Source organism: Mangrovibacillus sp. Mu-81, from assembly GCF_036867415.1.
Lineage (GTDB): Bacteria > Bacillota > Bacilli > Bacillales > Bacillaceae_B > Rossellomorea.
The window spans coordinates 1-23,967 of record NZ_JBAJHU010000020.1; the positions used below are offsets into that span (position 1 = coordinate 1).

25 protein-coding genes are annotated in these 23,967 nt (G+C 42.2%); 7 read left to right on the forward strand and 18 right to left on the reverse strand.

Translation table 11 applies throughout. The annotated features are described in order from the left end of the window. The first annotated feature begins 673 nt into the window (after nt 1-673). Nucleotides 674-868 carry a hypothetical protein gene (locus V6B33_RS21360; protein ID WP_334219675.1) on the forward strand — a complete coding sequence of 65 codons (195 nt, stop codon included), beginning with the start codon at nt 674-676 and terminating at the stop codon, nt 866-868. 91 nt (nt 869-959) lie between these two features. On the opposite strand, the gene V6B33_RS21365 is transcribed toward V6B33_RS21360, so the two are convergent. Beyond that, on the reverse strand, nt 960-1,220 hold the full coding sequence (locus tag V6B33_RS21365) for a metal-sensitive transcriptional regulator (RefSeq protein WP_334219676.1): 261 nt from the start codon (nt 1,218-1,220) through the stop codon (nt 960-962). Between the two features lie 140 nt (nt 1,221-1,360). Here V6B33_RS21365 and V6B33_RS21370 point away from each other — a divergent pair, with 140 nt between their 5' ends. Both V6B33_RS21370 and V6B33_RS21375 read left to right on the forward strand, forming a co-directional pair. Beyond that, nucleotides 1,361-2,275 carry a PucR family transcriptional regulator gene (locus tag V6B33_RS21370; protein WP_334219677.1) on the forward strand — a complete coding sequence of 305 codons (915 nt, stop codon included), beginning with the start codon at nt 1,361-1,363 and terminating at the stop codon, nt 2,273-2,275. A 100-nt stretch (nt 2,276-2,375) separates the two neighbouring features. Further along, entirely contained in the window at nt 2,376-3,473 is a 1,098-nt protein-coding gene (locus V6B33_RS21375) for an ABC transporter ATP-binding protein (RefSeq protein ID WP_334219678.1), read from the forward strand. A gap of 58 nt (nt 3,474-3,531) precedes the next feature. Here V6B33_RS21375 and V6B33_RS21380 read toward each other — a convergent pair whose 3' ends face one another. Continuing rightward, entirely contained in the window at nt 3,532-3,810 is a 279-nt protein-coding gene (locus tag V6B33_RS21380; protein ID WP_334219679.1) for a hypothetical protein, read from the reverse strand. Nucleotides 3,811-4,061: 251 nt separating this feature from the next. On the opposite strand from V6B33_RS21380, the gene V6B33_RS21385 reads away from it, so the two are divergent. Then, the gene (locus tag V6B33_RS21385; RefSeq protein ID WP_334219680.1) at nt 4,062-4,271 is read left to right on the forward strand and encodes an alpha/beta-type small acid-soluble spore protein; all 210 of its coding nucleotides are present in this window, start codon (nt 4,062-4,064) and stop codon (nt 4,269-4,271) included. Between the two features lie 110 nt (nt 4,272-4,381). Here V6B33_RS21385 and fumC read toward each other — a convergent pair whose 3' ends face one another. From fumC to V6B33_RS21415, 6 genes are all read right to left on the reverse strand, one after another. Then, nucleotides 4,382-5,767, reverse strand: coding sequence for a class II fumarate hydratase (gene fumC / locus V6B33_RS21390; RefSeq protein ID WP_334219681.1), 1,386 nt, complete (start codon nt 5,765-5,767; stop codon nt 4,382-4,384). 90 nt (nt 5,768-5,857) lie between these two features. Next, complete coding sequence (locus V6B33_RS21395) at nt 5,858-6,874, reverse strand: ABC transporter permease subunit (protein ID WP_334219682.1); 1,017 nt, start codon at nt 6,872-6,874, stop codon at nt 5,858-5,860. Continuing rightward, on the reverse strand, nt 6,867-7,760 hold the full coding sequence (locus V6B33_RS21400) for a hypothetical protein (RefSeq protein ID WP_334219683.1): 894 nt from the start codon (nt 7,758-7,760) through the stop codon (nt 6,867-6,869). The genes V6B33_RS21395 and V6B33_RS21400 overlap by 8 nt, the downstream gene beginning before the upstream one ends. A gap of 106 nt (nt 7,761-7,866) precedes the next feature. Further along, a complete protein-coding gene (locus tag V6B33_RS21405) occupies nt 7,867-8,601 on the reverse strand; it encodes an amino acid ABC transporter ATP-binding protein (protein WP_334219684.1) in 735 nt (244 codons plus the stop codon). Between the two features lie 23 nt (nt 8,602-8,624). Further along, nucleotides 8,625-9,329: an amino acid ABC transporter permease gene (locus V6B33_RS21410; protein ID WP_334219720.1), complete on the reverse strand. Its 705-nt coding sequence runs from the start codon at nt 9,327-9,329 to the stop codon at nt 8,625-8,627. Continuing rightward, a complete protein-coding gene (locus V6B33_RS21415) occupies nt 9,313-10,125 on the reverse strand; it encodes an amino acid ABC transporter substrate-binding protein (RefSeq protein WP_334219685.1) in 813 nt (270 codons plus the stop codon). Before V6B33_RS21415 ends, V6B33_RS21410 begins: the two co-directional genes overlap by 17 nt. Nucleotides 10,126-10,337: 212 nt before the next feature. Here V6B33_RS21415 and V6B33_RS21420 point away from each other — a divergent pair, with 212 nt between their 5' ends. Continuing rightward, nucleotides 10,338-10,949 carry an NAD(P)-dependent oxidoreductase gene (locus tag V6B33_RS21420; protein WP_334219686.1) on the forward strand — a complete coding sequence of 204 codons (612 nt, stop codon included), beginning with the start codon at nt 10,338-10,340 and terminating at the stop codon, nt 10,947-10,949. A gap of 133 nt (nt 10,950-11,082) precedes the next feature. Here the strand turns inward: V6B33_RS21420 and V6B33_RS21425 are convergent, their stop codons facing one another. From V6B33_RS21425 to V6B33_RS21435, 3 genes are all read right to left on the reverse strand, one after another. After that, on the reverse strand, nt 11,083-13,098 hold the full coding sequence (locus tag V6B33_RS21425) for an ABC transporter ATP-binding protein (RefSeq protein ID WP_334219687.1): 2,016 nt from the start codon (nt 13,096-13,098) through the stop codon (nt 11,083-11,085). After that, nucleotides 13,095-14,852 carry an ABC transporter ATP-binding protein gene (locus V6B33_RS21430; protein WP_334219688.1) on the reverse strand — a complete coding sequence of 586 codons (1,758 nt, stop codon included), beginning with the start codon at nt 14,850-14,852 and terminating at the stop codon, nt 13,095-13,097. Before V6B33_RS21430 ends, V6B33_RS21425 begins: the two co-directional genes overlap by 4 nt. Before the next feature lie 592 nt (nt 14,853-15,444). Then, entirely contained in the window at nt 15,445-16,713 is a 1,269-nt protein-coding gene (locus tag V6B33_RS21435; RefSeq protein ID WP_334219689.1) for an MFS transporter, read from the reverse strand. A 722-nt stretch (nt 16,714-17,435) separates the two neighbouring features. Between V6B33_RS21435 and V6B33_RS21440 the strand changes: the two genes are divergently transcribed. After that, nucleotides 17,436-17,966 carry a universal stress protein gene (locus tag V6B33_RS21440; protein ID WP_334219690.1) on the forward strand — a complete coding sequence of 177 codons (531 nt, stop codon included), beginning with the start codon at nt 17,436-17,438 and terminating at the stop codon, nt 17,964-17,966. 74 nt (nt 17,967-18,040) lie between these two features. Here V6B33_RS21440 and V6B33_RS21445 read toward each other — a convergent pair whose 3' ends face one another. Both V6B33_RS21445 and V6B33_RS21450 read right to left on the reverse strand, forming a co-directional pair. Beyond that, nucleotides 18,041-18,511 (reverse strand): helix-turn-helix transcriptional regulator, encoded by a 471-nt coding sequence (locus V6B33_RS21445; RefSeq protein WP_334219691.1) that lies wholly within the window; start codon nt 18,509-18,511, stop codon nt 18,041-18,043. A gap of 172 nt (nt 18,512-18,683) precedes the next feature. Continuing rightward, the gene (locus V6B33_RS21450; protein ID WP_334219692.1) at nt 18,684-19,928 is read right to left on the reverse strand and encodes a dicarboxylate/amino acid:cation symporter; all 1,245 of its coding nucleotides are present in this window, start codon (nt 19,926-19,928) and stop codon (nt 18,684-18,686) included. A gap of 364 nt (nt 19,929-20,292) precedes the next feature. On the opposite strand from V6B33_RS21450, the gene V6B33_RS21455 reads away from it, so the two are divergent. Then, nucleotides 20,293-20,721 (forward strand): phosphatase, encoded by a 429-nt coding sequence (locus V6B33_RS21455; protein ID WP_334219693.1) that lies wholly within the window; start codon nt 20,293-20,295, stop codon nt 20,719-20,721. A 54-nt stretch (nt 20,722-20,775) separates the two neighbouring features. On the opposite strand, the gene splB is transcribed toward V6B33_RS21455, so the two are convergent. The 5 genes from splB to V6B33_RS21480 form a co-directional block, all read right to left on the reverse strand. After that, on the reverse strand, nt 20,776-21,804 hold the full coding sequence (gene splB, locus V6B33_RS21460; protein WP_334219694.1) for a spore photoproduct lyase: 1,029 nt from the start codon (nt 21,802-21,804) through the stop codon (nt 20,776-20,778). Nucleotides 21,805-21,815: 11 nt separating this feature from the next. Further along, nucleotides 21,816-22,061, reverse strand: a complete 246-nt coding sequence (locus V6B33_RS21465; protein WP_334219695.1) for a transcriptional regulator SplA domain-containing protein — start codon at nt 22,059-22,061, stop codon at nt 21,816-21,818. Nucleotides 22,062-22,172: 111 nt separating this feature from the next. Next, entirely contained in the window at nt 22,173-22,910 is a 738-nt protein-coding gene (locus tag V6B33_RS21470) for an ABC transporter ATP-binding protein (protein WP_334219721.1), read from the reverse strand. Nucleotides 22,911-22,912: 2 nt separating this feature from the next. Beyond that, the gene (locus V6B33_RS21475) at nt 22,913-23,674 is read right to left on the reverse strand and encodes an ABC transporter permease (RefSeq protein ID WP_334219696.1); all 762 of its coding nucleotides are present in this window, start codon (nt 23,672-23,674) and stop codon (nt 22,913-22,915) included. After that, nucleotides 23,671-23,961, reverse strand: a complete 291-nt coding sequence (locus V6B33_RS21480; protein WP_334219697.1) for a thiamine-binding protein — start codon at nt 23,959-23,961, stop codon at nt 23,671-23,673. Before V6B33_RS21480 ends, V6B33_RS21475 begins: the two co-directional genes overlap by 4 nt. Nucleotides 23,962-23,967 lie beyond the last annotated feature (6 nt).

The window sequence follows — 23,967 nt, forward strand, 5'->3', positions numbered from 1 at the left end:
GGCGGCTTGATCAGAGGCGACAAGCATAAGACAGGGCAGCCATAAAGGCGTTTTTTGCCTTTTTGTCTGGCATGGCTTATGTCTCGAGCCTCTAGCCGCCGGAGCTGGACAATAGAAAAGCGGAGGCGGCTTGATCAGAGGCGACAAGCATAAGACAGGTCTAGCGGGAAGGCGAATTATGTCTCGTTTCTCTCCGCCGGAACTGGAAAATACGAAGAACATTTTAAAATGATTCTAAGTAGCTCAATAATCGTCAAACCAAAGCAATTATTTAAAAACCAGCGCAATTATCAGGAAACCTGCGCAATTAATTTTTATCCAGCTCAATAATACAAAAACCGGCGCAATTACGCTCTCCACTCATATAATAATAGCCCTCATTACAGTGAATCTTGATGTTTTTGTAAGAATGAAGCTGGAATTAATACTTATCAAACGAAAAATCTCTATATTAGCAAGTAATTCCCCAATAACAAGATGTTATATTAACAATATTGCTCATGCCTGCCCTAAGAGATGGATTTGCTTTAAATTTCATCTCTTTAAAATACGCACAACCTATATATTTCAATATCCTTCCAGCCATATTCTCAAACCTCTCTCCCTAAAATATTCAAAATGATGAATGAACCTTCACCGGATTTCAAAAAATAGGTTCAGGAGGCTGATAAGAATGGCGAAAGATAAAAACGACTATCAATTTCTTCCTGATACCAATTATGAGGGGAAAGGCAGTCTTTTTCTTGACGTTGACAGATTTATCAATGAGGGATTATCTGGGGGATCCGTTCATATGAGGGATGATACAACGAATATCGGTGAAGCGACTCTCATCACTGACCATGAGGAACCTCCGGCACATTCTTAATCAACTTCAAATCGGGGGCATGCTTCTCAGCTGGCCCCCGGCTTTTGAAAAACAGCACACAAAAAGCTGCCTGTACGGCAGCTTTCATCATTTAACGGCTTTTAACCAGCATACTTACAGCTTCCTTTATGGCATCTTCTGCTTTTCCGCCTTCAAGTTCCGATTCACGGATACATGCCTCCAGATTTTTAGCGACAATCAAACCAATTGTACGATCAACAGCTGTACGAACTGCGGATAATTGAGTGACAACATCTTTGCAATGTTTTTCCTCTTCCATCATTTTTAACACGCCACGGACTTGTCCTTCTAAACGTTTTAAACGATTGGTTACTTCTTTATTGTATTCCATATTGGACACCCCATAATGATTTATTCCTTCCCCCATAGTATTTGAATCAGGAAGAATTTGCAATCCAGGACCCTTTGATTCCCCAAATATTTTCAGTACAATGGTTATAATACATAAATAATTGATATAAGAGGGATGAAATGTTAACTTCTTTACTTTTAAAATACCCGAATGCAATTATCCAAAAACACTACCCGTCTGATCTTTCCTTTGAGAAAATCTGGTTTACAAATAGTAGACAAGATGAATTCATAGGGATAAATGTAAGTGATGTCAGCCTGGATGAAGTTGAATTGTTGAAATGTCTGTTTATACAATTGGGCAGCGGCAAAAGGCACCTGAATGAGTCACCTCAGGCAAGGGAATGGTTTGATTTCCTGTATGAAAAGGGACCGGTCCCCTCCCATGTGGAAAAAGAATTTCGCATTATTCAATTCATCCTTAACGAACGAAGTGACACTCAATTAATGAAAGAAGCTCTTCTTCACCTGCTTCCACATGACTCAATCCTCGTCCAGCTGGATGAACAAAAGGGGTTGATCATCGAAGAAAAGAACAGCATCATGCTGGATGAGGAACAGCTGGAATCCATTTCCCATGTCATTGAATCAGACTTTTATATGAGCATGACCTTCTTGATCGGTCAATTCCGACGCGTTGACAAGGATTTCATTCGCTCCTTTCAATATGAGAAACAGATGTTTTCTTATGCGGAGTCAAGCCATTTTTCTCCCTATATTCAATCCGTTGCCACGGTTCTGCCATCATTATTGTTGAAGCACTTTCCGAGTGAATGGAAAAAACAGATCTTTGGTACCATCTCACAAGTATTTGAAGAAGACACCGAGCTGATTCATACCGTGAAAGCATTTCTTGAAAATCAATCAAACATCAGCCAGACCGCAAAAAAATTATTCATGCACCGGAATAGCGTCCAGTATCGAATCGACAAATTCATTGAAAGGACTGCCATCGACATTAAATCATTTCAAGGTGGACTGCTTGCCTATCTTGCACTCCTGAACTTTGAATCTGACAACCTGCCTAAAAAGTGACCTGTGATTTTTGTGCAGGTTGACCATACCGTTTTGAATCCGCTTTCTTTACAATGTTCATATAGAACAAAACGCTTACAAATTGGGAGGAGAAACGAGAATGGCTGAATTAAAATTAGATAATATTTATAAGGTCTATGATAATAAAGTAACGGCAGTAAATGATTTCAACCTGCATATTCATGATAAGGAGTTTATCGTATTCGTCGGTCCATCTGGATGTGGTAAGTCGACAACACTACGGATGATCGCCGGGTTGGAGGAAATTTCGAAAGGTGATTTCTCAATTGATGGAAAACGCGTAAACGATGTGGCTCCTAAAGATCGTGATATTGCAATGGTATTCCAAAACTACGCACTTTACCCTCATATGAGCGTGTATGATAATATGGCATTCGGACTTAAGCTCCGTAAATTCGATAAAAAGGAAATCGACCGACGCGTTCAGGAAGCTGCAAAAATCCTTGGTCTTGAAGCACTGTTGGATCGTAAACCGAAAGCATTATCCGGAGGTCAGCGTCAGCGTGTTGCCCTGGGGCGTGCTATCGTCCGTGATGCGAAAGTATTCTTGATGGATGAGCCTTTATCCAACCTTGACGCGAAGCTGCGTGTACAGATGCGTGCTGAAATCGCAAAACTTCATCAGCGCCTGCAAACAACGACAATTTATGTAACTCATGATCAGACTGAAGCGATGACAATGGCCAGCCGTATCGTTGTGATGAAGGATGGACTCATCCAGCAGGTAGGGTCACCAAAAGAAGTGTACGATAAACCTGAAAATGTATTCGTTGGAGGATTCATCGGTTCACCGGCAATGAACTTCTTCCACGGTAGGCTTGAAGAAGGTACATTTTTAATTGGTGAATCACATGTGGCTGTTCCTGAAGGGAAGATGAAAGCACTGCGTGAGCAGGGCTATACAGGACAAGAAATCATACTCGGCGTTCGCCCTGAAGATATTCACGATGAACCACTTTTCATCGATACAGCGCAAGGTGCAAAAATCAATGCAAAGATCGAGGTATCTGAATTGACTGGGGCTGAGACGATGCTTTATTCGCAGATCGAAGGTCAGGAATTCGTTGCTCGCGTCGATTCACGTGCAGACATCAAAGCTGGTCAGACGATCGATCTTGCATTCGATATGAACAAAGCGCATTTCTTCGATTCCGAATCAGAATTAAGGATCCGTTAATGTGTCCTTTATAAACGAAAGACCGCACCCGGCAGGAGTGTGGTCTTTTTCTAAGATATTAAAACTCCGTTAAATTGATGCTCTTTCCTTCCTCTTCTCCGCACCGGATACATGTAAATAAATGCAGGCATGTATCTGTACAGCTGCTATTCGGGATACCGTCCGCCAATTGGACATGCTGGATATCCATATACGCACTGTATTCATCGTAATAATCATAGTATCTTCCCTGATCTGATGTAGAATCTCCGCACTTTGGGCATAACCCTTTATACTGCACGATTCCATTACATAATGCACAAGCTTTCATGCGTGTCACCATACTTTCAAAATTCATTGTATAACGTTATCCTTTTAAGTTTGAACCCGTTTTATGTAGGAAAATTACAGGGAATTGATCAGGAATAAATTCCCTGTACCAGTCTGGAATATTATTTTCCGAACAAACCATAATACTTAGTAACAAGGGATCAACAACTCTTAACCTTGGGTTATACCATCACTGATGGTCGCTAATGGAATGCGTGCTGGTGCAACTCCAGCTGACCCAACCAAAAAACATACTATATTTTAAGGAGATGACAGATTATGCCACAACAATCTCGCAGCAATTCATCTAACCAATTAGTAGCTCCTGGAGCTCAACAAGCAATCGACCAAATGAAATACGAAATCGCTTCTGAATTTGGAGTGCAATTAGGAGCAGATGCTACAGCTCGCGCTAACGGTTCAGTTGGTGGAGAAATCACAAAACGCCTTGTTCAAATGGCTGAACAACAAATCGGCGGTCAATTCTAATTTGAAATATAATAAGTTCAATAAACCCCTGGCGGATTGCCAGGGGTTTTTTAATCGTTGGCTGATAATCCTACTAAAAAGACTGACTCGATATGAGCCAGTCCTGCAGGTTAATTATTATTCACCATGTCGGCCGGATTGATCCATTTGTCATATTGTGCCTCGGTCAGATATCCTGATTGTAAGGCGGCTTCTTTAAGTGTTGCTCCGCTTTTGTGGGCATTCTTCGCGATTTCGGCAGCCTTTTCATACCCAATATGCGGATTAAGTGCTGTGACGAGCATCAATGAGCGCTGAACAAAATCTTCAATTACATCTTCATTCGCTTCCAGCCCCTTCACACATTTATCATTGAATGAGCGGATGCCGTCAGTCAACAGCCTTACTGATTGGAGCAGATTATAAATGATCACAGGTTTGAAGACATTCAGTTCGAAATTCCCCTGACTGGCTGCAAATCCGATGGCTGAATCATTGCCAAAAACCTGGGTCACCACCATCGTCACAGCTTCGCTTTGAGTGGGATTGACTTTCCCAGGCATGATCGAACTTCCAGGTTCATTGGCCGGGATCGTGAGCTCACCGATCCCGCTCCGGGGCCCACTGGACAGCCAGCGTACATCATTTGCCACTTTCATTAAATCTCCGGCAAGCGCTTTTATCGCACCGTGTACAAAGACTATCTCATCATGGGAAGTCAATGCATGAAACTTATTGTCTGAAGATACGAATTTGGTACCTGTCTGTTTCTCCAATTCCTGAGCAACATTATCCCCGAACGAAGGATGGGCATTGATGCCCGTTCCGACAGCCGTCCCCCCGATCGCCAAATGAACAAGCTGTCCCAGGCTGTCTTTAATCATATGACGCGACTTTTCCATCATTGCCCTCCAACCGCTTACTTCCTGTCCGAGTGTCAGCGGAGTGGCATCCTGAAGATGTGTCCGCCCGATCTTGATGATATCCCGAAACTTCGCCTCTTTTCCATGTAGTGTTTCAATAAATTGATCGAGGACAGGCAGGAGCTCCGAATAGATCGCTTTGTGCGCAGCAATATGCATCGCGGTGGGGAATGTATCGTTGGAGCTTTGCGACATATTCACATCATCATTCGGGTGGACCAGCTCATCGCTCCCTCCCGCTTTCAGAATTTCATTTGCACGGTAAGCAACGACTTCATTGACATTCATATTCGACTGGGTACCGCTTCCTGTCTGCCATACGACCAATGGGAAATGGTCATCCCATTTACCTTCCAGAATCTCATCACACGCCTTGCTTATTGCCTTCATTTTCTCTTCAGTCAGCTTTCCAAGCGAATGATTGACGACGGCTGCTGCCTTCTTCAACTGAGCAAAAGCATAGGTCACTTCTATCGGCATTCTTTCTGTCCCGATTTGAAAATTCTCTTTGCTTCTCTGCGTCTGTGCGCCCCAATATTTCTCTTTCGGCACTTTCATTTCACCAATTGTATCCTGTTCAATCCGATAATCCATTTCTCTTCCTCCCTTAAAAAAATTCACATTACCATATTTCCACTAATCGATATGAAGTAATCGTATTCTGGGATGTTTTATCAAAAACGCTCATCCGTTCAAAGTGTGATCCCTTTTAAAAGTAAACTGATCTTCGTCGACTGCTTCCAGTTTTTTCTGATGTACGATCTTTTCTTTATTCTTTGATTTATTTATCTTCGTATCCCCCAGAAGTACGCTTTGAATAGCATCTGCCATTATGTTATAAGCGAGGACGGTGAGGGACAAAGCGACTAAAGGTGCAAATATGATCCACGGGGCGGTCATGATTTCAACCCGGGCGTTCCCTATGTTCCCTGCCCATTCATTTGATAATGAAAATAATCTTGATTCAAACATCACTATTTCTTTCATGACCCCGCCTCCAAGCAATACCCCTAAAAAGCCCAAATGCGCAAATAAAATCAACACACTTACATTCCTTTGGAAAAAGAGAAGAAGAACCCTCGGAAACAAGGTTCTCAGGATATGGCGGCTATATAAGGACCAGCCTCTGGCACCAAGTGTCTTTGCACTTAGTACAAATTCTTCCTGCATGGTTTTTTGAATTTCTTTTGAGAGTACAACCACGATCTGCGGTATGCCGATGAAAGCGAGCACAAATATTTGAATCATTATATACTTGGCCGGCTCCATCTCTGCATCGACTACAAACCGAAGTGGAAATAACAGCATAAACGCAATGACTGCCATCGGCACGTATATCATCGATTCCACTACTTCTTCAAAAAAAGTTAAGAACCTTTTTAAATACCTTGTCATTATAACCGAGCATACAATTGCCAACACTATTTGCAGGAGACTGATGATCAAGCCAAGAATGATGGTATATTTTGCTCCCTGTGCTACATAAGTCCAGAGCGGGGTCCCAACCCGGTCTGATCCCAGCGGCGGCAACTCGGCCGGTGTAAACGGGGGACCTACTGTTTCACCATTAATATGAAGAAAACTGATTGTTTCGATTCCGTCCATTATCAAGGGTTCGTACAAAAAACTAATGACTAGAAGCCCGATAATAAAAAGGAAGCCTGATACGAATTTCGGCTGTTTCCACAGGTCTTTAAGCATAGGTGCCGTCCTCCTTCATCCCGATACTTTTCTTCATCCTCAGTTCAACAAATGTAAAGAGGAGGAAGAAAGGCAGAAAAATAATTGTACTAATGAGGACAAAGGTGTGACCGGTCGACCACATTAACAGGTCCATCACCCCGCGCATGTTAAATAAACGCTCAAGGATGAACAGGTTCGACAACATGAACGAAAAAATCAGTTTGGAGCGATAGAACATGCTGTAAATGACATTACGAAAACTATGAAGCACCAACACCCTAAGCGTGCTCAGGCCCTTCCCCCTTGCAAGTTCTACGTAAGGCTTATGCTCTTCTTCCCTTAATAACAAAATCAATGTCTTGGTAAGGAATACTGCGGGTATGGCAGTCAAACAAGTGACAGGGAGTAAATAGATCTCTTCATCAAGCATTGCAATGTCCCCGATCAACACCCCTGTATGGCGGAAATACATCACCACCAGCAGCTGCACACCGATGATGATGAAGATATCCGGCAGTGATTCCATTACATTCACCAAAGAAATGAGCAGCCGCTGAATCATCCCACTTGCCAAAGTAATCGCTATACTGACTATAAAAGCGATGACTAAACCCAAAGCAAGGGAAAATAAAAACACCTTCATGGAATATGATGCACGCTCACCAATGACGTCCGCCAGTGCATATTCCTTTCCCATTCTCATAAGTGACCAATATTCAGGCTGAAACAGTTTATTGACCACATCAAGGATGGCAGCTGCATATTTTAATGGGTAAAAACCAAATGAGTTACTTTCACCCGTCAAGTTCACATATTGAAGATCAGTTGCATAAAACAGCTTCGGCAAGGCACTGATAAAGATTAAGCCTGTAAAAATAAACAGTACTTTTCTTATTATTTTCATCCGGAATCCCCTTTCCTCTACATCATACAATTCTTTCCAACACAGAGGTTTCCCTTCTTTAAACTAAAAAAAAGATGAATGGGAATCCCATTCATCTCTCGGTATTTTACTGTATTAAATTCAAGAATTGACGGGTCCGCTCGTGCTTCGGATTCTCGAATACTTCCTGCGGTGTCCCTTCTTCTACGATGTATCCGCCGTCCATGAAGATGACTTTATCTGCTGCTTCTCTAGCAAATCTCATTTCATGCGTCACAACGACCATCGTCATACCTTCTTCAGCAAGATCCTTCATGACCTTCAACACTTCACCGACCAATTCCGGGTCAAGTGCAGATGTCGGTTCATCGAACAGCATGACCTGCGGTTCGATTGCAAGTGCTCTTGCAATCCCGACTCTTTGCTGTTGACCGCCGGAAAGCTGATACGGATAATAGTCGACTTTATCTCCGAGTCCGACTTTTTCAAGAAGCCGTATCGCTCTTTCTTTTGTTTCCGCTTTTTTCTTGCCTTTTACGATGACCGGCCCTTCCATCACGTTCTCGAGAGCTGTCATATGCGGGAAAAGATTATAAGTTTGAAAGACCATTCCCGTCCTTCTTCTCATATTCAGTATATCGGCAGCAGGAACCTTTTTAGAAAAATCAACTATCTTTTCTCCAATTGATACACTGCCATCATTCGGTGTTTCCAGGGCATTCAAGCATCTGAGAAATGTTGTTTTACCGGATCCCGACGGGCCGATCAGAACGATCACTTCCCCCTTTTTGACTTCCACGTCCATTCCTTTCAGGACTTCGAGGTCATCAAAACGTTTCTTTAGACCTTTTATCGATATCATCGGTATCCCTCCTTAATGTTGTACTACTTAGCCACATACCGGTCTAATCGTGCTTCTATACGTCCCTGTATGACTGAGAGGATGAAGCAGATGATCCAATAGATGAAAGCAGCTTCCATATACATGAGAAGGAACTCATAGTTTGTCGCTGCTATTTCCTGCGCCCTGCGGAACATCTCTGTTACAAAGATCAATGAAGCGAGCGATGTATCTTTTACCAGGCTGATGAATGAATTGGATAAAGGCGGAATAGAAACCCTTGTTGCCTGAGGCAGGATGATTCTCTTCAATGCCTGCGAATAATTCATCCCGATGGAATAGCCCGCTTCCCACTGACCCTTAGGAATCGACTGGATGGCGGCTCTCACAATTTCAGAAGAATAAGCCCCCATGTTCAAGGAAAAGGCGATGACAGCAGACGGGAATGGTTCTAATTTCAGGAATTCAATTCCCAACGAACCCAAACCGAAGAAAATAATGAATAATTGCACCAACAGAGGCGTGCCTCTGATTGCTGATACATAGAATCTCGCAATTCCTCTAAGAACCGAAAATCTTGATAGCCTTGCCAATGCAGTGAATACGGCAATCACCAATCCTAAAGTAAACGATATGAGCGTTAGAGGGATAGAATAATACAAAGCTCCCTTTATCATTGGAAGCAGGGAGCTTTGCAGAATATCAATCATCTCTTCAGGATTTTGAAAGATACTACTCAGGAGATACATTTTCACCGAACCATTTCTTCGAAATCTCTTCGTACGTACCGTCTTTCATCATTTCCTCTAACGCTTTATTTACTTCTTCCACCAATTTTTCGTTCCCTTTTCGGAACATGAGGCCGCTTTGTCCGGCATCTTCAGCTTCTGCTGCAATCTTGATATTGGCATCTTTTTGTTTGTTTAAATAATCCAGGATGGAAATCTTATCATTCACTGTCACATCGACACGGCCCTGTTCAAGAAGCTGGATCGATTGCGCAAGTCCATCGACGCCTTGAATGACTGCACCGTTTTCTTCAGCAATATCACGATAGTTACTCGTCAGTGACTGAGCGGATGTGAGACCTTTGATGTCTTCGAACGATTTGACTTCATTATTATCTTTCGTCGTAACGACGACTGCACTTGATTCGATATACGGATTTGAAAAATCGTATTTCTTTTGTCTATCTTCGCGGATTCCGACCTGGTTTGCGATCATGTCGAATCGATTTGAGTTCAAACCTTCGAACATCGCATCCCACTGCGTTTCCTTAAATTCAGCTTCGACTCCAAGCCGCTTTGCCACTTCACGGGCAATTTCCACATCGAAACCAGTCAGTTTTCCCGATTTATCGTGGAATGTGAAAGGAGGGTATGTACCTTCTGTTCCCACCAACAGCTTTCCTTCTTCTTTCACCTTATCGTAAAGTGATTGTTCCGAATCCCCGCTTGACCCTTCTTTATCTTTGGATTGTCCGCATGCTGTCAGCACCATTGAAATAGCCAGCAGCAGGACAATGGATATTTTCCATTTTTTCATTATTTAACCCCCACTATTCTTATCGGAATTTGAACTTTCCGAATGTCATCATAAAACGATACCCGAAAAAAGTCAACTAAAACATCTTACATTCAAAACTTATTTGTTAGAGAATATCTTACCTTTGATATACTTTTAATCTAACCATTATATTCAAAATGAATACTACTAAATGAATTGGAAGAAAGTTTACATATGGAAGGGTGAAAACAATGAAAATCGCATTACTTGGAAGTACTGGACGTGTCGGTTCCATCGTATATGAAAATGCCAGGCATAACCATTCTATACACCGTTTGATCAGGAATCCAGCCCGGGAAACCACTTCTGATGATTCAATCATTAAAGGGGACGTATTGAATGAAAGGAATGTCCACAGCATAATCGCTGGCTGTGATGCCGTAATCAGCTGTTTGAATACAGACAACGAGGATGTATTAACGAGGAGTATGCCGCTTATATTAAAAGCGATGAGAGTACATGGAGTACCCCGCATCATCACTTGCGGAACGGCAGGGATACTGAATTCCAGTACAGAGCCCCACCTCTACCGATTTCAGTCCAAAGAATCAAAGAGAAGAAGGACAGCAGCTGCTGAAGATCACCTCAGGTCATTTCTCATGCTCAGGGCTTCCGGACTCGACTGGACCGTTGTCTGTCCGACCTATCTCCCGGATGGCGGACGCCTCGGAGATTACCGCCTGCAGAAAGATGCTCTTCCTGATGGAGGAAAAAGCATATCAATCTATGACACAGCTGATTTCATTTACACTGAACTGATCGACCCTCACTTTGCGGGCAGCAGAGTCGGGATAAGTTATTAGGACCTTCCTCTATAAAGATGTTATAGACCATGACATTCCTATCGGGAAGTCCCTTTTTTCCTATAAAAAATATCATTTCATGAATCAATAAAAATGAAAGCACCTAACATAGCGTCAGGTGCTTTCACATTCATCACCCAGCAAGTTCTGAAGTGCCTTGCTGCAGCTGATACATTTGATAATAACGTCCTCCTGATTTCATAAGTTCGTCATGTGTACCCTTTTCTACAATTTCTCCCCGATCCAATACGAGGATCTGATCCGCATTCTTAATGGTAGATAAACGGTGGGCAATGATGAAAGTGGTTCTTCCTTTCTTCAGGACTTCCATCGCTTCCTGGATTACGGCTTCTGTCTCTGTATCGATACTTGAGGTAGCCTCATCCAGTATCAGGATCGCCGGATTGAATGCCAATGCCCTCGCAAAGGAGATCAACTGACGCTGCCCGGATGAAAGTGTGCTTCCTTTCTCGATTACAGGTTCGTCATAGCCTTTCGCCAAATTCTTGAATACTTTTTCTGCGCCTACTGCTTTCAATGCAACTTCCACCGTCTCCCGTGAAATACGAGGATCATCAAGACTCACATTAGAGGCAATTGTACCAGTAAACAAGTATGGATCCTGTAGAACGATTCCCATATGCTCGCGTATCGACTGATAAGGGATATCTTTGATATCCTTGCCGTCGATCATGATTTTGCCTTCATTCGCATCATAGAAGCGGAATAGCAGGTTCATGATTGAACTTTTGCCGGATCCTGTATGACCGACAAGAGCAACCGTCTCACCCTGGTTTGCTTCGAAGGTAATATCTTTTAACACGCATTCATTTTCTTTGTAACCAAAGAAGACATGATCGAAGCTTACATTTCCGTTGTATCTGTTCATCTTCTCGTCTGCTACATCTTTGCCGCTTTCATCGAGCAGGTGGAAGACCCGTTCTCCTGCCACGAGGGCCTGCTCAAGGTTCGCGAGCTGATTCACGATGCCGGTCACCGGCTGGAACAAACGATTGATATAGTCTACAAATGCATACAGAACCCCTAACGTAACAGCCGACCCAACCCCGATCGAGCCTCCTCCGAAATACCAGATAAATGCCACAAATGTCACATTTCTCAGAACACCTACCAGGTTATGTGAAGTAATAGAATTTAAACTCAGTAATTTGTTTTGGTATTTAAAATGTGTGCCGTTCAGCTCTTCAAATTCTTCATTCGTCTGTTTTTCACGGCTGAATGCCTGTATGATATTCATGCCTTGTATGGATTCATTGATCATCGCATTGATGTCACTGACTTTTGAACGAATGACATGATTGTATTTTGAAGCATAAATCCTGTACAGATAAGTCCAGACGACGAGTATCGGAATCAGGATCAAGCACAATGCCGCAAGCTTCACATCAAGGATAAACAAGGCGATATAGATCCCAATGATGTATATCGTACTTGTAAAGAATGTAGAGAGTACGGTTACATATAAATCTCTGATTGCTTCCGTGTCATTCGTGATTCTGGCAACCACTTTTCCGGCCGGCAGATTGTCAAAATAACGGATCGGAAGTTTTTGGATGTGCTGAAAGATATCGTTCCGCATTTTTTGAATAACCCGATTTGCCGCTTTTTGCAAATAGAACCTCTGTCCGTACTGAAAAAAGGACGCGAGTACCAGCAGTCCGAAATAAAATGCGATCAGCTTGACGATTCTTGGTATTTCAGGATTATAGAAATCCAACAACTCATCCCCGCTCAACTTCTCTGCAGGGTAGGCTGCGGACTGTTCGCCTTTTGTAATGATGATTTCACCGGACTTGACAGACCGCTCCCCATCGAATGTTACAGCTTCGGGAACAAAGTAAAAATCCCTTCCTATTTGCAGGACTCTCACTTCTTCCCCTTTTGTTTCGTTTTCAGTAAAGTATTGCTCACGTTTGTACCATTCACCGTTATATGAAACAGCATCTTTTCCCTTATCGGTTTCAAACCACGAAGTTTCTATCCCAAGTATATGATCATCGATCATTTTCTTGGCAATGAATGGACCTGCAAGTTCGGCAGCCACTGAAACGGTCAGCATCAGGAGGGCTGCTATGATGATTTTTTTATATAAAAGCGCATAGTCGACTAATCTTCTTCCGACTTTCATGCACCCACCTCCTCCAATGAGGAATTTTCAACCTGCTGACGGTCAAATTGCTCTTTATACCATCCGCCGTTTTCAAGAAGTGTCTCGTGGACGCCTTCTTCCACGACTTTCCCGTCTTCCAGCACAATGATCCAATCGGCATGCTGAACAGCCGATAATCGATGAGTTGTGATGATTGTTGTTTTTCCTTCACGTTCATTTCGAATATTATCTATTATTTTCGCTTCCGTCTTTGCATCCACCGCTGATAACGAGTCATCCAGAATAAGAATATCAGGATTCTTTATGAGTGCACGGGCAATGGAAATACGCTGTTTTTGCCCCCCGGATAATGCCACACCTTTTTCTCCAACCAGTGTTGCCAATCCATCAGGTAGCATATCAAGATCTTTTTTGAAGTCAGCAAGCTCAATCGCTTTTTCCATGGCTTCTTCATCCGCATCATGCCGACCAAAGAGTATATTTTCTTTCACTGTTCTTGAGAACAGGACGTGGTCCTGAGGGACATACCCAATCCAGCTTCTTACCTGCTCCAGGGACAAATCCCCGATAGGGACACCAGCGATTGTCAGTGTGCCTGTTCCAGACGGATATTCACGCAGGAGCTGCTTGATGAAAGTCGTTTTGCCGCTTCCTGTTTTACCGACAACACCCAGAGTTTCCCCCTGTTTGATCGTCACATCTATATTGGATAAGTTCATCACCGGTGAAGATGGATATTGAAATTCCACTTCTTTAAAGGCCACTTGTTCAGGCAGCCCGACAGACTTCGGAAGCTCTGGGTCACGGACATCCTGTACATAATCCAATGTTTCCTGCACACGGTCGAGTGAAGCATTTCCCCGCTGCATGATATTGATGAGTTCACCAATCGCAAACATCGGCCATATCAGCATACCGAGATATACGTTGAAGGAAACAAGCTGCCCCAGTGTGATCGACTGGTGAAAGACAAGATACGCCCCATATCCAAGACCGATCAAGTAGCTTAATCCCACCAGTACTTTAATCGTAGGATCAAACAGTGAATCGATTTTCGCCACCTCGATATTTTTCTTATATACATCTTCCGTCATTTGAGAAAAGCGGCTTTCGTCTGCACGTTCTTGGACGTAAGCCCTTATCACCCTTACCCCTGCGACGGACTCGAGGACTTTATCATTCAAATCGCCGAATGCGTCCTGAGCTTCTGTGAATCTTCTATGAATCCTTGCACCATAAATTTTCATCAAAAGTGCCATCAAAGGCAGCGGAAGAATGGCAGCGATCGTCAGTTTCCAACTGATCATAAAGCCCATCGTAAAAAGAATTGTCAGCATGAACACACTTGAATCGATGAGTGTGAGTACACCAAAGCCCGCTGTAACCGAAATCGCTTTTAAATCATTGGTAGCCCTTGCCATCAGGTCTCCAGTACGATTTTTCTCAAAGAAAGAAGGTGTCATCTTCAATAAATGCCCCATGAAATTCGAACGCATCTTGCGTTCCAGGAGGAAGGCTCCGCCAAATAGCTGATACAGCCAAACATATGACAGGCCATAAGATACAATCGTGATACCGCCCAGTAACCAAAGATAGTGACTTACTGCACCCCAGGACATCGTTCCCACCTGTATATCATCTATGGCGTCTCCTACAAGCTTCGGAGGGATTACATCGAGTATCCCCACAACTGTCAGAAGGAAAATCGCCACTGTGTACCTTTTCCAATTTTCTTTAAAAAACCATGACAACTTTTTAAATATACTAAACATACCCTTTACCCCCTCATTATTCTTTCACTATCCGCCTTCTGTCTCCACGGCAGTCATCATTTTCTTCATTTGTACATTCAGCATCTGTACTTCCTCCACTTCAAGTTTTTTTATTTGTGAACAGGACCAATCCTGAAGTCACCATGAATGGGTGTAAGCAAACAAAAAACGGGCGTTAATAGGCTTCCAAAAACGGCTCGGGGATCTCCCCTGGCCATCGGTGCCTGATAACGCCCGTTTCCGGACATAAAAAAGGCACAGATTATAATACATAACCTGTGCCTGTTATCCATGAATCAAATCGGAATAGGAGTTACTGGTTATGTGATGATATTGAATTGACAGAAACCGCTTTTCCTCTTCCGCAAGCTGTATATAAGTTGATCATCACAAACCCTCCATTTCTTTATCGTTTATTTCTTCCAATAACTAACATACTATAGGTTTCAAATTGTGTCAATTTTATTTTTATTACTAATTTTCTTAATACGATATGTTCAATGTCTATTTCTGTGCACGCAAATCATATACGATGATGAAAAGATTATTCCATACCTGAAATTCCCTATGAATGTTCCTAAAGTGTGTTTCTTCATCCATTAACAGCAGCCGGTTTGATTTCCTCCTCTTTCATGAACTTAGGAAGGATGACCGTATAGAATGCACCGACTATGATCAAGCAGCCGCCTACAAGCCAATAAAGCATTTCGACAGTAACTACTGCCGGGAATGTGACCGCGATGATTCCAAGGGTAATCGATTGGGACAGCATCATCAGCGGGTTGATCCATCCCTGGACCCGCCCCATCATTTTTGGATCGATGATACTTGGCAGCCACCCGCCGATGGCGATATTGACAAGGGGCAGCCCCAATGCTGCGATAAACACGATCATCATGAATATCCATGTGGTTGGTGCAAATGATGCTGCAATGATGAACGTTCCTGAAATGACCAGACCTGCCACGATCAGTTGGTGAAACCTGAATTTCTGGGTAAGCATGGATGAAACAATACTTCCGATCAAGACTCCCGATCCGAAAGCAATCCCCAGAATAATGGAATACTCTTCGTACGTTGCAGGAGCCAGCTTATATTTCAGAATAAAGATCGGGATGACAGAGAACCCTCCATTAACAACTCCAAATACGATAAATCCACTTATGAGTGAAAGCAGGAGCTTGTTATTCAGGATATAGTCCAGCCCTGATTTAAAATCTTTCAAGACAAACGAAACATTTAGATCTTTCCATGTATGCTTTCCATTAGGCAAACGAACGTCTTCGGGTATGATACACCGTTTGATCAAGAACGCGCTTAAAATAAATGTAACGAAATCTACGAGGAGCGCGCCATATATTCCCGCATTCCAATAAACAAATATTGCAATGGCGTTACCAAGAAGCATGAACAGGCTCATCACCATCTGATTCAACCCTGCAGCTGTCGAATAATCATCCTTTGATAAGACCCCCTGAAGAATCGCCTGTTCTGCCGGAAAGAAAAACTTCTGTACGCCGCTGCGTAAAAACAGGACAGCAAAAATAAGCGGAAGCCACCCGATGTAGATCGCCCCGACAAGGACCACAGTCAAAACGGCACTGACCGTGTCGCAATGGCAGGCAATCTTCTGCCGGTCCATCCTGTCCGCCAATACCCCGACTAGAAAGAATACCGCCAGCGTTGGAAGAGAGTACATCATTTCCGTAATGGACGCATACATCGGCTGATCTGAAAACCGGTCCAGAAGGTAGAACATAAATGCCGTGAGTCCGATGACACTTCCCATATGAGATGTCAAATTGGCAAAGAAAAGCTTTAAAAATATAGGATTCTTAAAGATTTCTATCATTTTTTTCAATGGAACCCATCTCCTATCATTTCTAATATATTTTAATCTTACTCGAGTTCCCGAATTGCTTTGAGCGTCTCTTGGTGGTTTTTACCTCCGTCTTAAGTCTGACAGCGCCTCCTTCAGACCATCATTATGGTTGAGCAGCCCTTTCTAATTTTCGATTCTGTTCAATATCACACGGCAATAATACATAATCACTATTCATTCAATAATCCTCTGAGTTCTTTACTCCAATTATAATGAATAATCCTCTAATATTATTTTTACGTTTAGTTCAAACTATAGTTAGAAAATATTCTGAGCAAGTATATAGAGAGGGATGTTTTATTTAACTTTTAACGGGGTAACAATACATTAACCGGTTATAAAGAAGAATATATTCTCTATTGATATCTATAAGTCGAGGTGAAACATATGTTACGTACAATACTTATGGTCATTGGTGCAATCGTAGTAATTGGCTGGATAATCAGCATGCTATAAGAAATCAATAATAATGAATCAGCTATTATACGTTATATAAGTAACTCAAAGAAAGAGCAGGATGGACCTTCCCCCCATCCTGCTCTTTCTTTATAGATATGTACATTATCAGAGATTTAGTTTTTTTGGTGATTCCAGCGTTGATTGGAGTGCAAGACGAAGACAAATTATGGAGATGAACGAAAAATGATTAAGAATTCAAAAAAAGGGGTAAATAAACAACATCTTACGAATGAGGTGATTACATGTATAAGCACTTACTTGTAGCTTATGATGAAACTGACGGCAGTAAAAAAGCGTTAGATGAAGCATTAAAACTAACTAAATTATCTCCGGATACTAAACTTACACTCCTTTATGTTTCAGAAGAAAAAGGAACGATGGAAACCCGTGATCATTATACTCCTACCCATGCGCTGGCTGATACCGCACCAGGATTTGATAATCAATACATGGGAAACCTATCCGCATCCCGCGATGAAAAACTAAACTCAAACAAAGCTGTTGAAAACAATCAGGGAATCACGGCACCTTCTTCTTCTCATGCCGTATTAAGAAATGCAAAAGAAAAATTAGATCATTACCAACTTAATATAAACTATGTACACTTATCGGGAACAGAAGCAAAGAGGATTTGCGAATATGCAAAAGACAGCAATGCAGACCTTGTGCTTGTCGGCAATACCGGAAAATCAAATATAAAAAAATGGGTACTCGGCAGTGTAAGTGAAAAAGTCGCCCATAACTGTGAAACGAGTGTCCTGCTGGTTAAATAACTTTATGAGAGAGGGATCTTGGATTAACATGATCCCTCTCTCATCGTTTGTACATCCATCATCGTGCCTGCACGTTATCGGCTTGATATGTTCGTGTTGGTTGAAATTTCATTAAATCGGGATTTCGAACTTTCTTCATCAAAACTACTGTATATACGGTAATCATCATGATCCAAAATTCGGAAATGCTTGCTGAAAAGGTTTTGTTGAAGGATGAATCCTTCATTCCTATCTATCTCTTTCCACCAAACTTTACCTCCCAGCGTTTTTTCTTTTCGATAATCAATTCCTTCACGTGCTATCGTCTCAATCACTTCGAGAGGTTCTCCGCCTAAGCTGGTTGTCAACGTTTCGTTGTCCCTGAATAACGCGCACACTGCAATCACTGCAGTCCAGTTTGCTTCTATTCTTCCTTTTTCAATCTGAACAAGGGTCTTTTTAGAGAGACCAATCACATTCGCCATTTTATCTTGTGTATAATCTGCCTCTGTTCTGATTAACCTCAGCTTTTCGGAAATGATTAGAATGATTTCTTCTTTTGTCATGTAAACACCTGCTTTTCAAAGCTCAGTGTAATATTACACTAAGCTTTATTGCCCTTTCAAGAAAAATAAGTCAACCAGCGCAATTTTTTTATTGAAATTGCCCGACTCTACATTTAGTTATATAACAACAAAAGAAGATAATCCCCTTTAATAGGCGATTATCTTCTTTCAATTAAACTTCTCCTCTTTGTTCCTTTATTGTACGGTTTTTCTCACTTTCAGAAACAAACAGGGCACATGCCGCGTCCCCTGAAATATTTATGGATGTTCTTGCCATATCGAGCAGACGGTCAATTCCAAGTATTAAGCCAATCCCTTCTACAGGTAATCCAACAGAACTTAACACCATGGCAAGGAGGATCAATCCAACTCCGGGAACACCAGCTGTTCCTATACTTGCAAGAACGGCAGTCAGTACGACAGTGACTAATTGCTCCAGTGTTAGGTCAATACCATAAACCTGAGCGATGAACACCGTTGCAACACCTTGCATAATGGCTGTTCCATCCATATTGATTGTGGCTCCCAAAGGCTGAACGAATGAACTTACCGACTTGGAGACCTTTAGTCTTTCCTGTGCAACTTCCATTGATATTGGTAAGGTTGCGTTACTGCTTGATGTGCTGAAGGCAACACTCATAGCCGGACTGAAGTTTTTGAAAAACCATATCGGATTTTTCTTGGCAAGAAATGCCACCGTACTTCCATAAGTTATGACCGCATGGATGATTAAAGCAGCTAAAACGACGACGAAATACAACCACATCGCTTTGAGTGCACTAGTGCCCTGACTTCCGATAGCAGAAGCAATGAGTCCGAATGTCCCGTATGGAGCGAACTTCATAACCAGTGTCACAAGGTACATCATTAATTCATTTCCCTGTTCGACTAATTTAAGAATTCCTTTTGTCTTTTCTCCCAGAGCTGTCAAACCTAAACCTATGAATAAAGCAAAAGCAATTATTTGGAGCATGTTCCCTTCCGTCATTGCATTTAATGGATTTTTAGGGATGATGTTCATGATTGTCTCGCCGACTGGAGGCGCTTTCTCAGATTCAAAGCTTTCAGCCTGGTTGCGGTCTATGCCTTCCACAAGACCTGGATCAATGATATAGGCAAGTGTTAACCCGATAATAATGGCGATGCATGTCGTTACCAGAAAGTAAACGATCGTTTTCAGACCTATTCTGCCCAATTTCTTGGGATCTCCGAGACCTGCAGAACCAAGTACGATGGATAAGAACACAATCGGTACGACAAGCATACTGATCAGATTTAAGAATATCTTTCCTAGCGGGGTAAATACATATGGATCCAATATATCAAATAAATCTTTCGCAAATATATTTAGAACCAGACCTACCAAAGCCCCGAGAATCAAGGCGAGGATAATCTTTGTTGTTAAGTTGAATTTCATTGATGTACCTCCTTAAATAAATGAATCGTGCAAGTAAAAAAAGGACAAAATAATTTACTGATGTTTACCCTCTTTCCAAATTTCTAAACCGAAATATTTTACTTTTTTTGAATTTGAATGTGCAGCCGCAAAAAATTCAATTCCTTTTCTCATTATACTGATTTATTGAATTTTTTAAGTAGTTTGCCCTTAATTTAAATCTTTCCTACTATGAAATATGCAACTTATTTCATAATATAAGGGATTTATTAATCTCTTGTACCCATCATGGCGGTTTCCATAAATTTTCAATACGGTTATTGAATACATCGAAGGTTATTGGGTAAATAGTAATAACAGCACGAAAACAGAAAGGAACATAGCTATGAATAAAACTGTGTATTTTCTTTCAAGCAGCCAGCAGCGCAGTTTAATGGCTGAGGGCTGGGCAGAAAAACTTTCTGTTCCAAATTGGTCTTTCAAAAGTGCAGGATGGGCTGATGAGACCGTTCACGATCTTTCTGTCCTTGCCATGAAGGAATTATGTATTGATATTAGTTCTATTCCGCGCTCCAGTATTGACATCCCAGACTTAGATCATGCATCGGTGATCATTAAGATTCAAGATACAGAATATGACGAAGACATCAGCTTACCATCAGACTTGGAGAAAAAGGTCATCCATTGGAATCTTCCTAATCCGAGGAAACGTTCCAGTAATCCTCTTGAAGAATGGGCAAGTTACCAGGAAATATGTGATGAAATAGCGATAAAGGTAAAAAGTCTTGAATCGATCCTTCCCGATTTTAATTAAAGGACTGATGATCATTTTCACAAATGGTATCAGTCCCTTTTTTTATCTCCTGTTTTAGGTAAAGTATTCAAGTTTGGATTGAGGGAAAAACTCCTCCATGTAAGCAAATAGTTTATCTTTCAATTCCTGTTCTTCATCTTTTTGATAAATATATTTGCCGATTCCATATTTCCCCCACTTATACCGTCTCTCTTCTTCATTTAATTCGAGCTTTGTCATCGGATAATTTTTTTCAATTACCCGTTTTGCCGGCTTTGTGAATCTGTGCTGAATGAATTCGAATGTCAAATCTTCCTTCGCTTCAGGGGGCAGATGCTCATGAAGTTGTTGAAACATTTTCCTGTACCCTTCTTCCCACCCTTCGTGAATGTAGATAGGGGCCACGATGAATCCGAGCGGATAACCTGCACCGGCCACTTTACCTGCGGCTTCCAATCGTTTTTCAAGCGGGGATGTTCCAGGCTCGAAATGTTTGATTACATAATCAGCATTTATGCTGAATCTGAATCTTGTCTTGCCATTGTGCCTTGCATCAAGCAAATGATCGACGTGGTGGAATTTTGTCACAAACCTCAGTTTTCCAAGTTCGGATTCACCAAAATGCTCGATTGCACGCTTCAAGGAATGTGTGAGGTGATCGACCCCAACGATATCCGATGTACACGCTGCCTCAAATCTTGTTATTTCAGGTGCCCTTTCTGCCATATATTTATCTGCAGACTCAAGGATTTCATCTACATTTACATATGTGCGGATATACGGCTTGCTCCCCATTGTCGTCTGCAAATAGCAGTAGTGGCAATGACCCATACAGCCGGTTGCAAACGGAATCGCATATTCTGCTGATGGTTTGGACGTATCAAATTTCAACGTCTTCCTGACCCCTACCACCAAGGTGGACTTCGCAATCCTGTATTTTTGAAAATGATTATCCCCGGGAAGGTCCCTTACTTGATTATGGGATGTGGTATACCTTATTTCCACATCCCTTTTTTCAAATTTTTCTTTCAGCTCTTTCCCCAATGGATACTCCAGTGCACCCGGTTCAAAGTAAACCAATTGCGGGACGAATGGCTTAACCATGACTCTTCATCCTAAAGGTCACCGAATGATTGGTTATATACCTTCTCGGCTTCATCTTCCGAATGGTACACTGCCAGATCATCTGAAAGTGGATAATATGTTTCATAGAGGAACAGGGCCAATTCTTCGGGGTTTTCAGGATTTTTCACAACAGCCGCTTCCTGAACATTCGCGACGCTTTGAGTATGAGGATTACGGTAAATGACATAAACCACATCTCCCGCGTTAAACGGGATGTTCTGATTGCTCACATCCATATTCTTCACCTTCTCATTTCTTTTATTTTCAAGGTATCCAGCTTCTTTCATTTTTTGTCAGAAGGTGATGAATTATGATGGTAAAAGATGTTTTATGCCGCACGAGAAGTACTATGCAAAATAGGATAATTCTTCAAAGATTTCCTTTTTCCACGATAAGAATTCTTCAGACAAAAGGATATCCTGTTGTCTGGGACGTGGAAACGGAACCGTAAATTCCCGCTGCACTCTTGCAGGCTTGTTGGATAATACAATGATACGATCCGATAGAAACAGGGCTTCATCGATATTATGTGTAACGAATAAGACGGAACTCCGATCTTCTTCCCAAATGGACAACAGCCATTTCTGCATATCAAGACGTGTAAATTCATCCAGTGCTGAAAATGGTTCATCCAGACAAAGGAATGATTGCGGACTCACCAATGCACGAATGAATGCAGCACGCTGCTTCATCCCCCCCGACAATTGGGAGGGATATGCCTGCTCATATCCTTCCAAGCCGGTACGCTCAATCATTCGCATTGCCTTCTTCCTGTCTGTTTTTCCGGACAGTTCCTGACCTAACAGCACATTTTCAATCACCGTACGCCACGGTAATAGAGAGGGGCTTTGGGGCATATAGGCAATTGAGCCCTGCTTTCCGGTAATCGATAGTCCGTTTAATTTGATCTCCCCTTTATCTGGGGCAAACAGTCCCCCTATCAGATGAAACAACGTACTCTTCCCGCTGCCCGATGGACCCAGAATCGTAACAAATTCACCTTCATCCACACTGAAGGAAAGATGATCCAAGATCATCTCCCCATCAAATGATTTCGAAAGATTATTAATCGATAGTGATGTCATCTTTATTTCCACTCCTTCCGATTCCACTTAACCACCGTCCTTTCCAGTAAGACGATTATGCAAAAAAAGAGTAAACTGAGTATCATAATCATGAAAATAGCCACAAAAACCCGATCTGTCCGAAACGAAGAAGAAGCAAGGGTCATATAAACCCCTATCCCTTTTTGTGCACCAAGCCATTCAGAAATAACAGCACCCATCACACTGTAGGTCGACGAAATCTTGAGTCCAGAGAAAACCGACGGCAGGGCGTGCGGCCACTCCACCTTTCGGAAAAGCTGCATTTTAGTTGCTCCAGCCATTTTCATATAGTGAATGTACTCTTCATTTGTCTGTCTGAATCCATCCATTGCCGAAACTGATACCGGGAAGAAGCAGACTAAAGTAATCACGATGACCTTAGGCAAGAGTCCGAATCCGAACCATACGACGAGCAGCGGGGCAAGGACGATGATCGGGATATTCTGAGACAGTATCAAGAGTGGATAGAGGGCCTGTTTCACTTTTGGCAATAGATGTAAGATCAGAGCAGTTGCCAGTCCTATCATGGAGCCAATAATAAATCCGCATACACTTAGGAGGATTGTTGATGTAAGGTGTCCGCTGAACGCATTCCACGAATGTATTCCTTCTTTCACGATTTCAACGGGAGACGGGATCAACCATGAAGGGATGGAGAGAAATGCGGTTGCAACCTGCCATGAAACGAAAAAAAGGATGAGGACCAAGACAGGTCTCCATCCTTTGCGAATAACCGTTGTCATTTATATTTCCCCGTCAGATCGTCCATATGGATCCCGTCAGGCTGATAAAGGACTTTTATTTGAGAAATGACATTTTTACTGCCCATTTCAATCATCCGCTCATTCATTCGCCGGATGATATCGAAGAGATGCTCCAAATTCCCCTCCATCGTCGTTTCCAGCGGATGTACCTCATATTTGATTCCTGAATCCTGAATGATTGAAATTGCTTCATCAACATATGGGATGACATCTTCCCCATTTTTGGTCTTGGGAATGATTTGAATACTTACAAGTGATTCGCCCATTTTTCT

Bases quoted from the DNA above. Each gene is read 5' to 3' on its own strand.
- V6B33_RS21475 (WP_334219696.1), bottom strand. From the start codon at position 23,674: ATGACAACGGTTATTCGCAAAGGATGGAGACCTGTCTTGGTCCTCATC.
- V6B33_RS21400 (WP_334219683.1), bottom strand. From the start codon at position 7,760: ATGAAAATAATAAGAAAAGTACTGTTTATTTTTACAGGCTTAATCTTT.
- V6B33_RS21365 (WP_334219676.1), bottom strand. From the start codon at position 1,220: ATGGAATACAATAAAGAAGTAACCAATCGTTTAAAACGTTTAGAAGGA.
- V6B33_RS21430 (WP_334219688.1), bottom strand. From the start codon at position 14,852: ATGTTTAGTATATTTAAAAAGTTGTCATGGTTTTTTAAAGAAAATTGG.
- V6B33_RS21380 (WP_334219679.1), bottom strand. From the start codon at position 3,810: ATGAATTTTGAAAGTATGGTGACACGCATGAAAGCTTGTGCATTATGT.
- V6B33_RS21465 (WP_334219695.1), bottom strand. From the start codon at position 22,061: ATGGATGTGAGCAATCAGAACATCCCGTTTAACGCGGGAGATGTGGTT.
- V6B33_RS21420 (WP_334219686.1), top strand. From the start codon at position 10,338: ATGAAAATCGCATTACTTGGAAGTACTGGACGTGTCGGTTCCATCGTA.
- V6B33_RS21410 (WP_334219720.1), bottom strand. From the start codon at position 9,329: ATGTATCTCCTGAGTAGTATCTTTCAAAATCCTGAAGAGATGATTGAT.
- V6B33_RS21450 (WP_334219692.1), bottom strand. From the start codon at position 19,928: ATGAAATTCAACTTAACAACAAAGATTATCCTCGCCTTGATTCTCGGG.
- V6B33_RS21425 (WP_334219687.1), bottom strand. From the start codon at position 13,098: ATGAAAGTCGGAAGAAGATTAGTCGACTATGCGCTTTTATATAAAAAA.
- V6B33_RS21360 (WP_334219675.1), top strand. From the start codon at position 674: ATGGCGAAAGATAAAAACGACTATCAATTTCTTCCTGATACCAATTAT.
- V6B33_RS21455 (WP_334219693.1), top strand. From the start codon at position 20,293: ATGAATAAAACTGTGTATTTTCTTTCAAGCAGCCAGCAGCGCAGTTTA.
- V6B33_RS21405 (WP_334219684.1), bottom strand. From the start codon at position 8,601: ATGATATCGATAAAAGGTCTAAAGAAACGTTTTGATGACCTCGAAGTC.
- V6B33_RS21480 (WP_334219697.1), bottom strand. From the start codon at position 23,961: ATGGGCGAATCACTTGTAAGTATTCAAATCATTCCCAAGACCAAAAAT.
- V6B33_RS21415 (WP_334219685.1), bottom strand. From the start codon at position 10,125: ATGAAAAAATGGAAAATATCCATTGTCCTGCTGCTGGCTATTTCAATG.
- V6B33_RS21395 (WP_334219682.1), bottom strand. From the start codon at position 6,874: ATGCTTAAAGACCTGTGGAAACAGCCGAAATTCGTATCAGGCTTCCTT.
- V6B33_RS21440 (WP_334219690.1), top strand. From the start codon at position 17,436: ATGTATAAGCACTTACTTGTAGCTTATGATGAAACTGACGGCAGTAAA.
- V6B33_RS21445 (WP_334219691.1), bottom strand. From the start codon at position 18,511: ATGACAAAAGAAGAAATCATTCTAATCATTTCCGAAAAGCTGAGGTTA.
- V6B33_RS21375 (WP_334219678.1), top strand. From the start codon at position 2,376: ATGGCTGAATTAAAATTAGATAATATTTATAAGGTCTATGATAATAAA.
- V6B33_RS21370 (WP_334219677.1), top strand. From the start codon at position 1,361: ATGTTAACTTCTTTACTTTTAAAATACCCGAATGCAATTATCCAAAAA.
- splB (WP_334219694.1), bottom strand. From the start codon at position 21,804: ATGGTTAAGCCATTCGTCCCGCAATTGGTTTACTTTGAACCGGGTGCA.
- V6B33_RS21385 (WP_334219680.1), top strand. From the start codon at position 4,062: ATGCCACAACAATCTCGCAGCAATTCATCTAACCAATTAGTAGCTCCT.
- V6B33_RS21470 (WP_334219721.1), bottom strand. From the start codon at position 22,910: ATGACATCACTATCGATTAATAATCTTTCGAAATCATTTGATGGGGAG.
- fumC (WP_334219681.1), bottom strand. From the start codon at position 5,767: ATGGATTATCGGATTGAACAGGATACAATTGGTGAAATGAAAGTGCCG.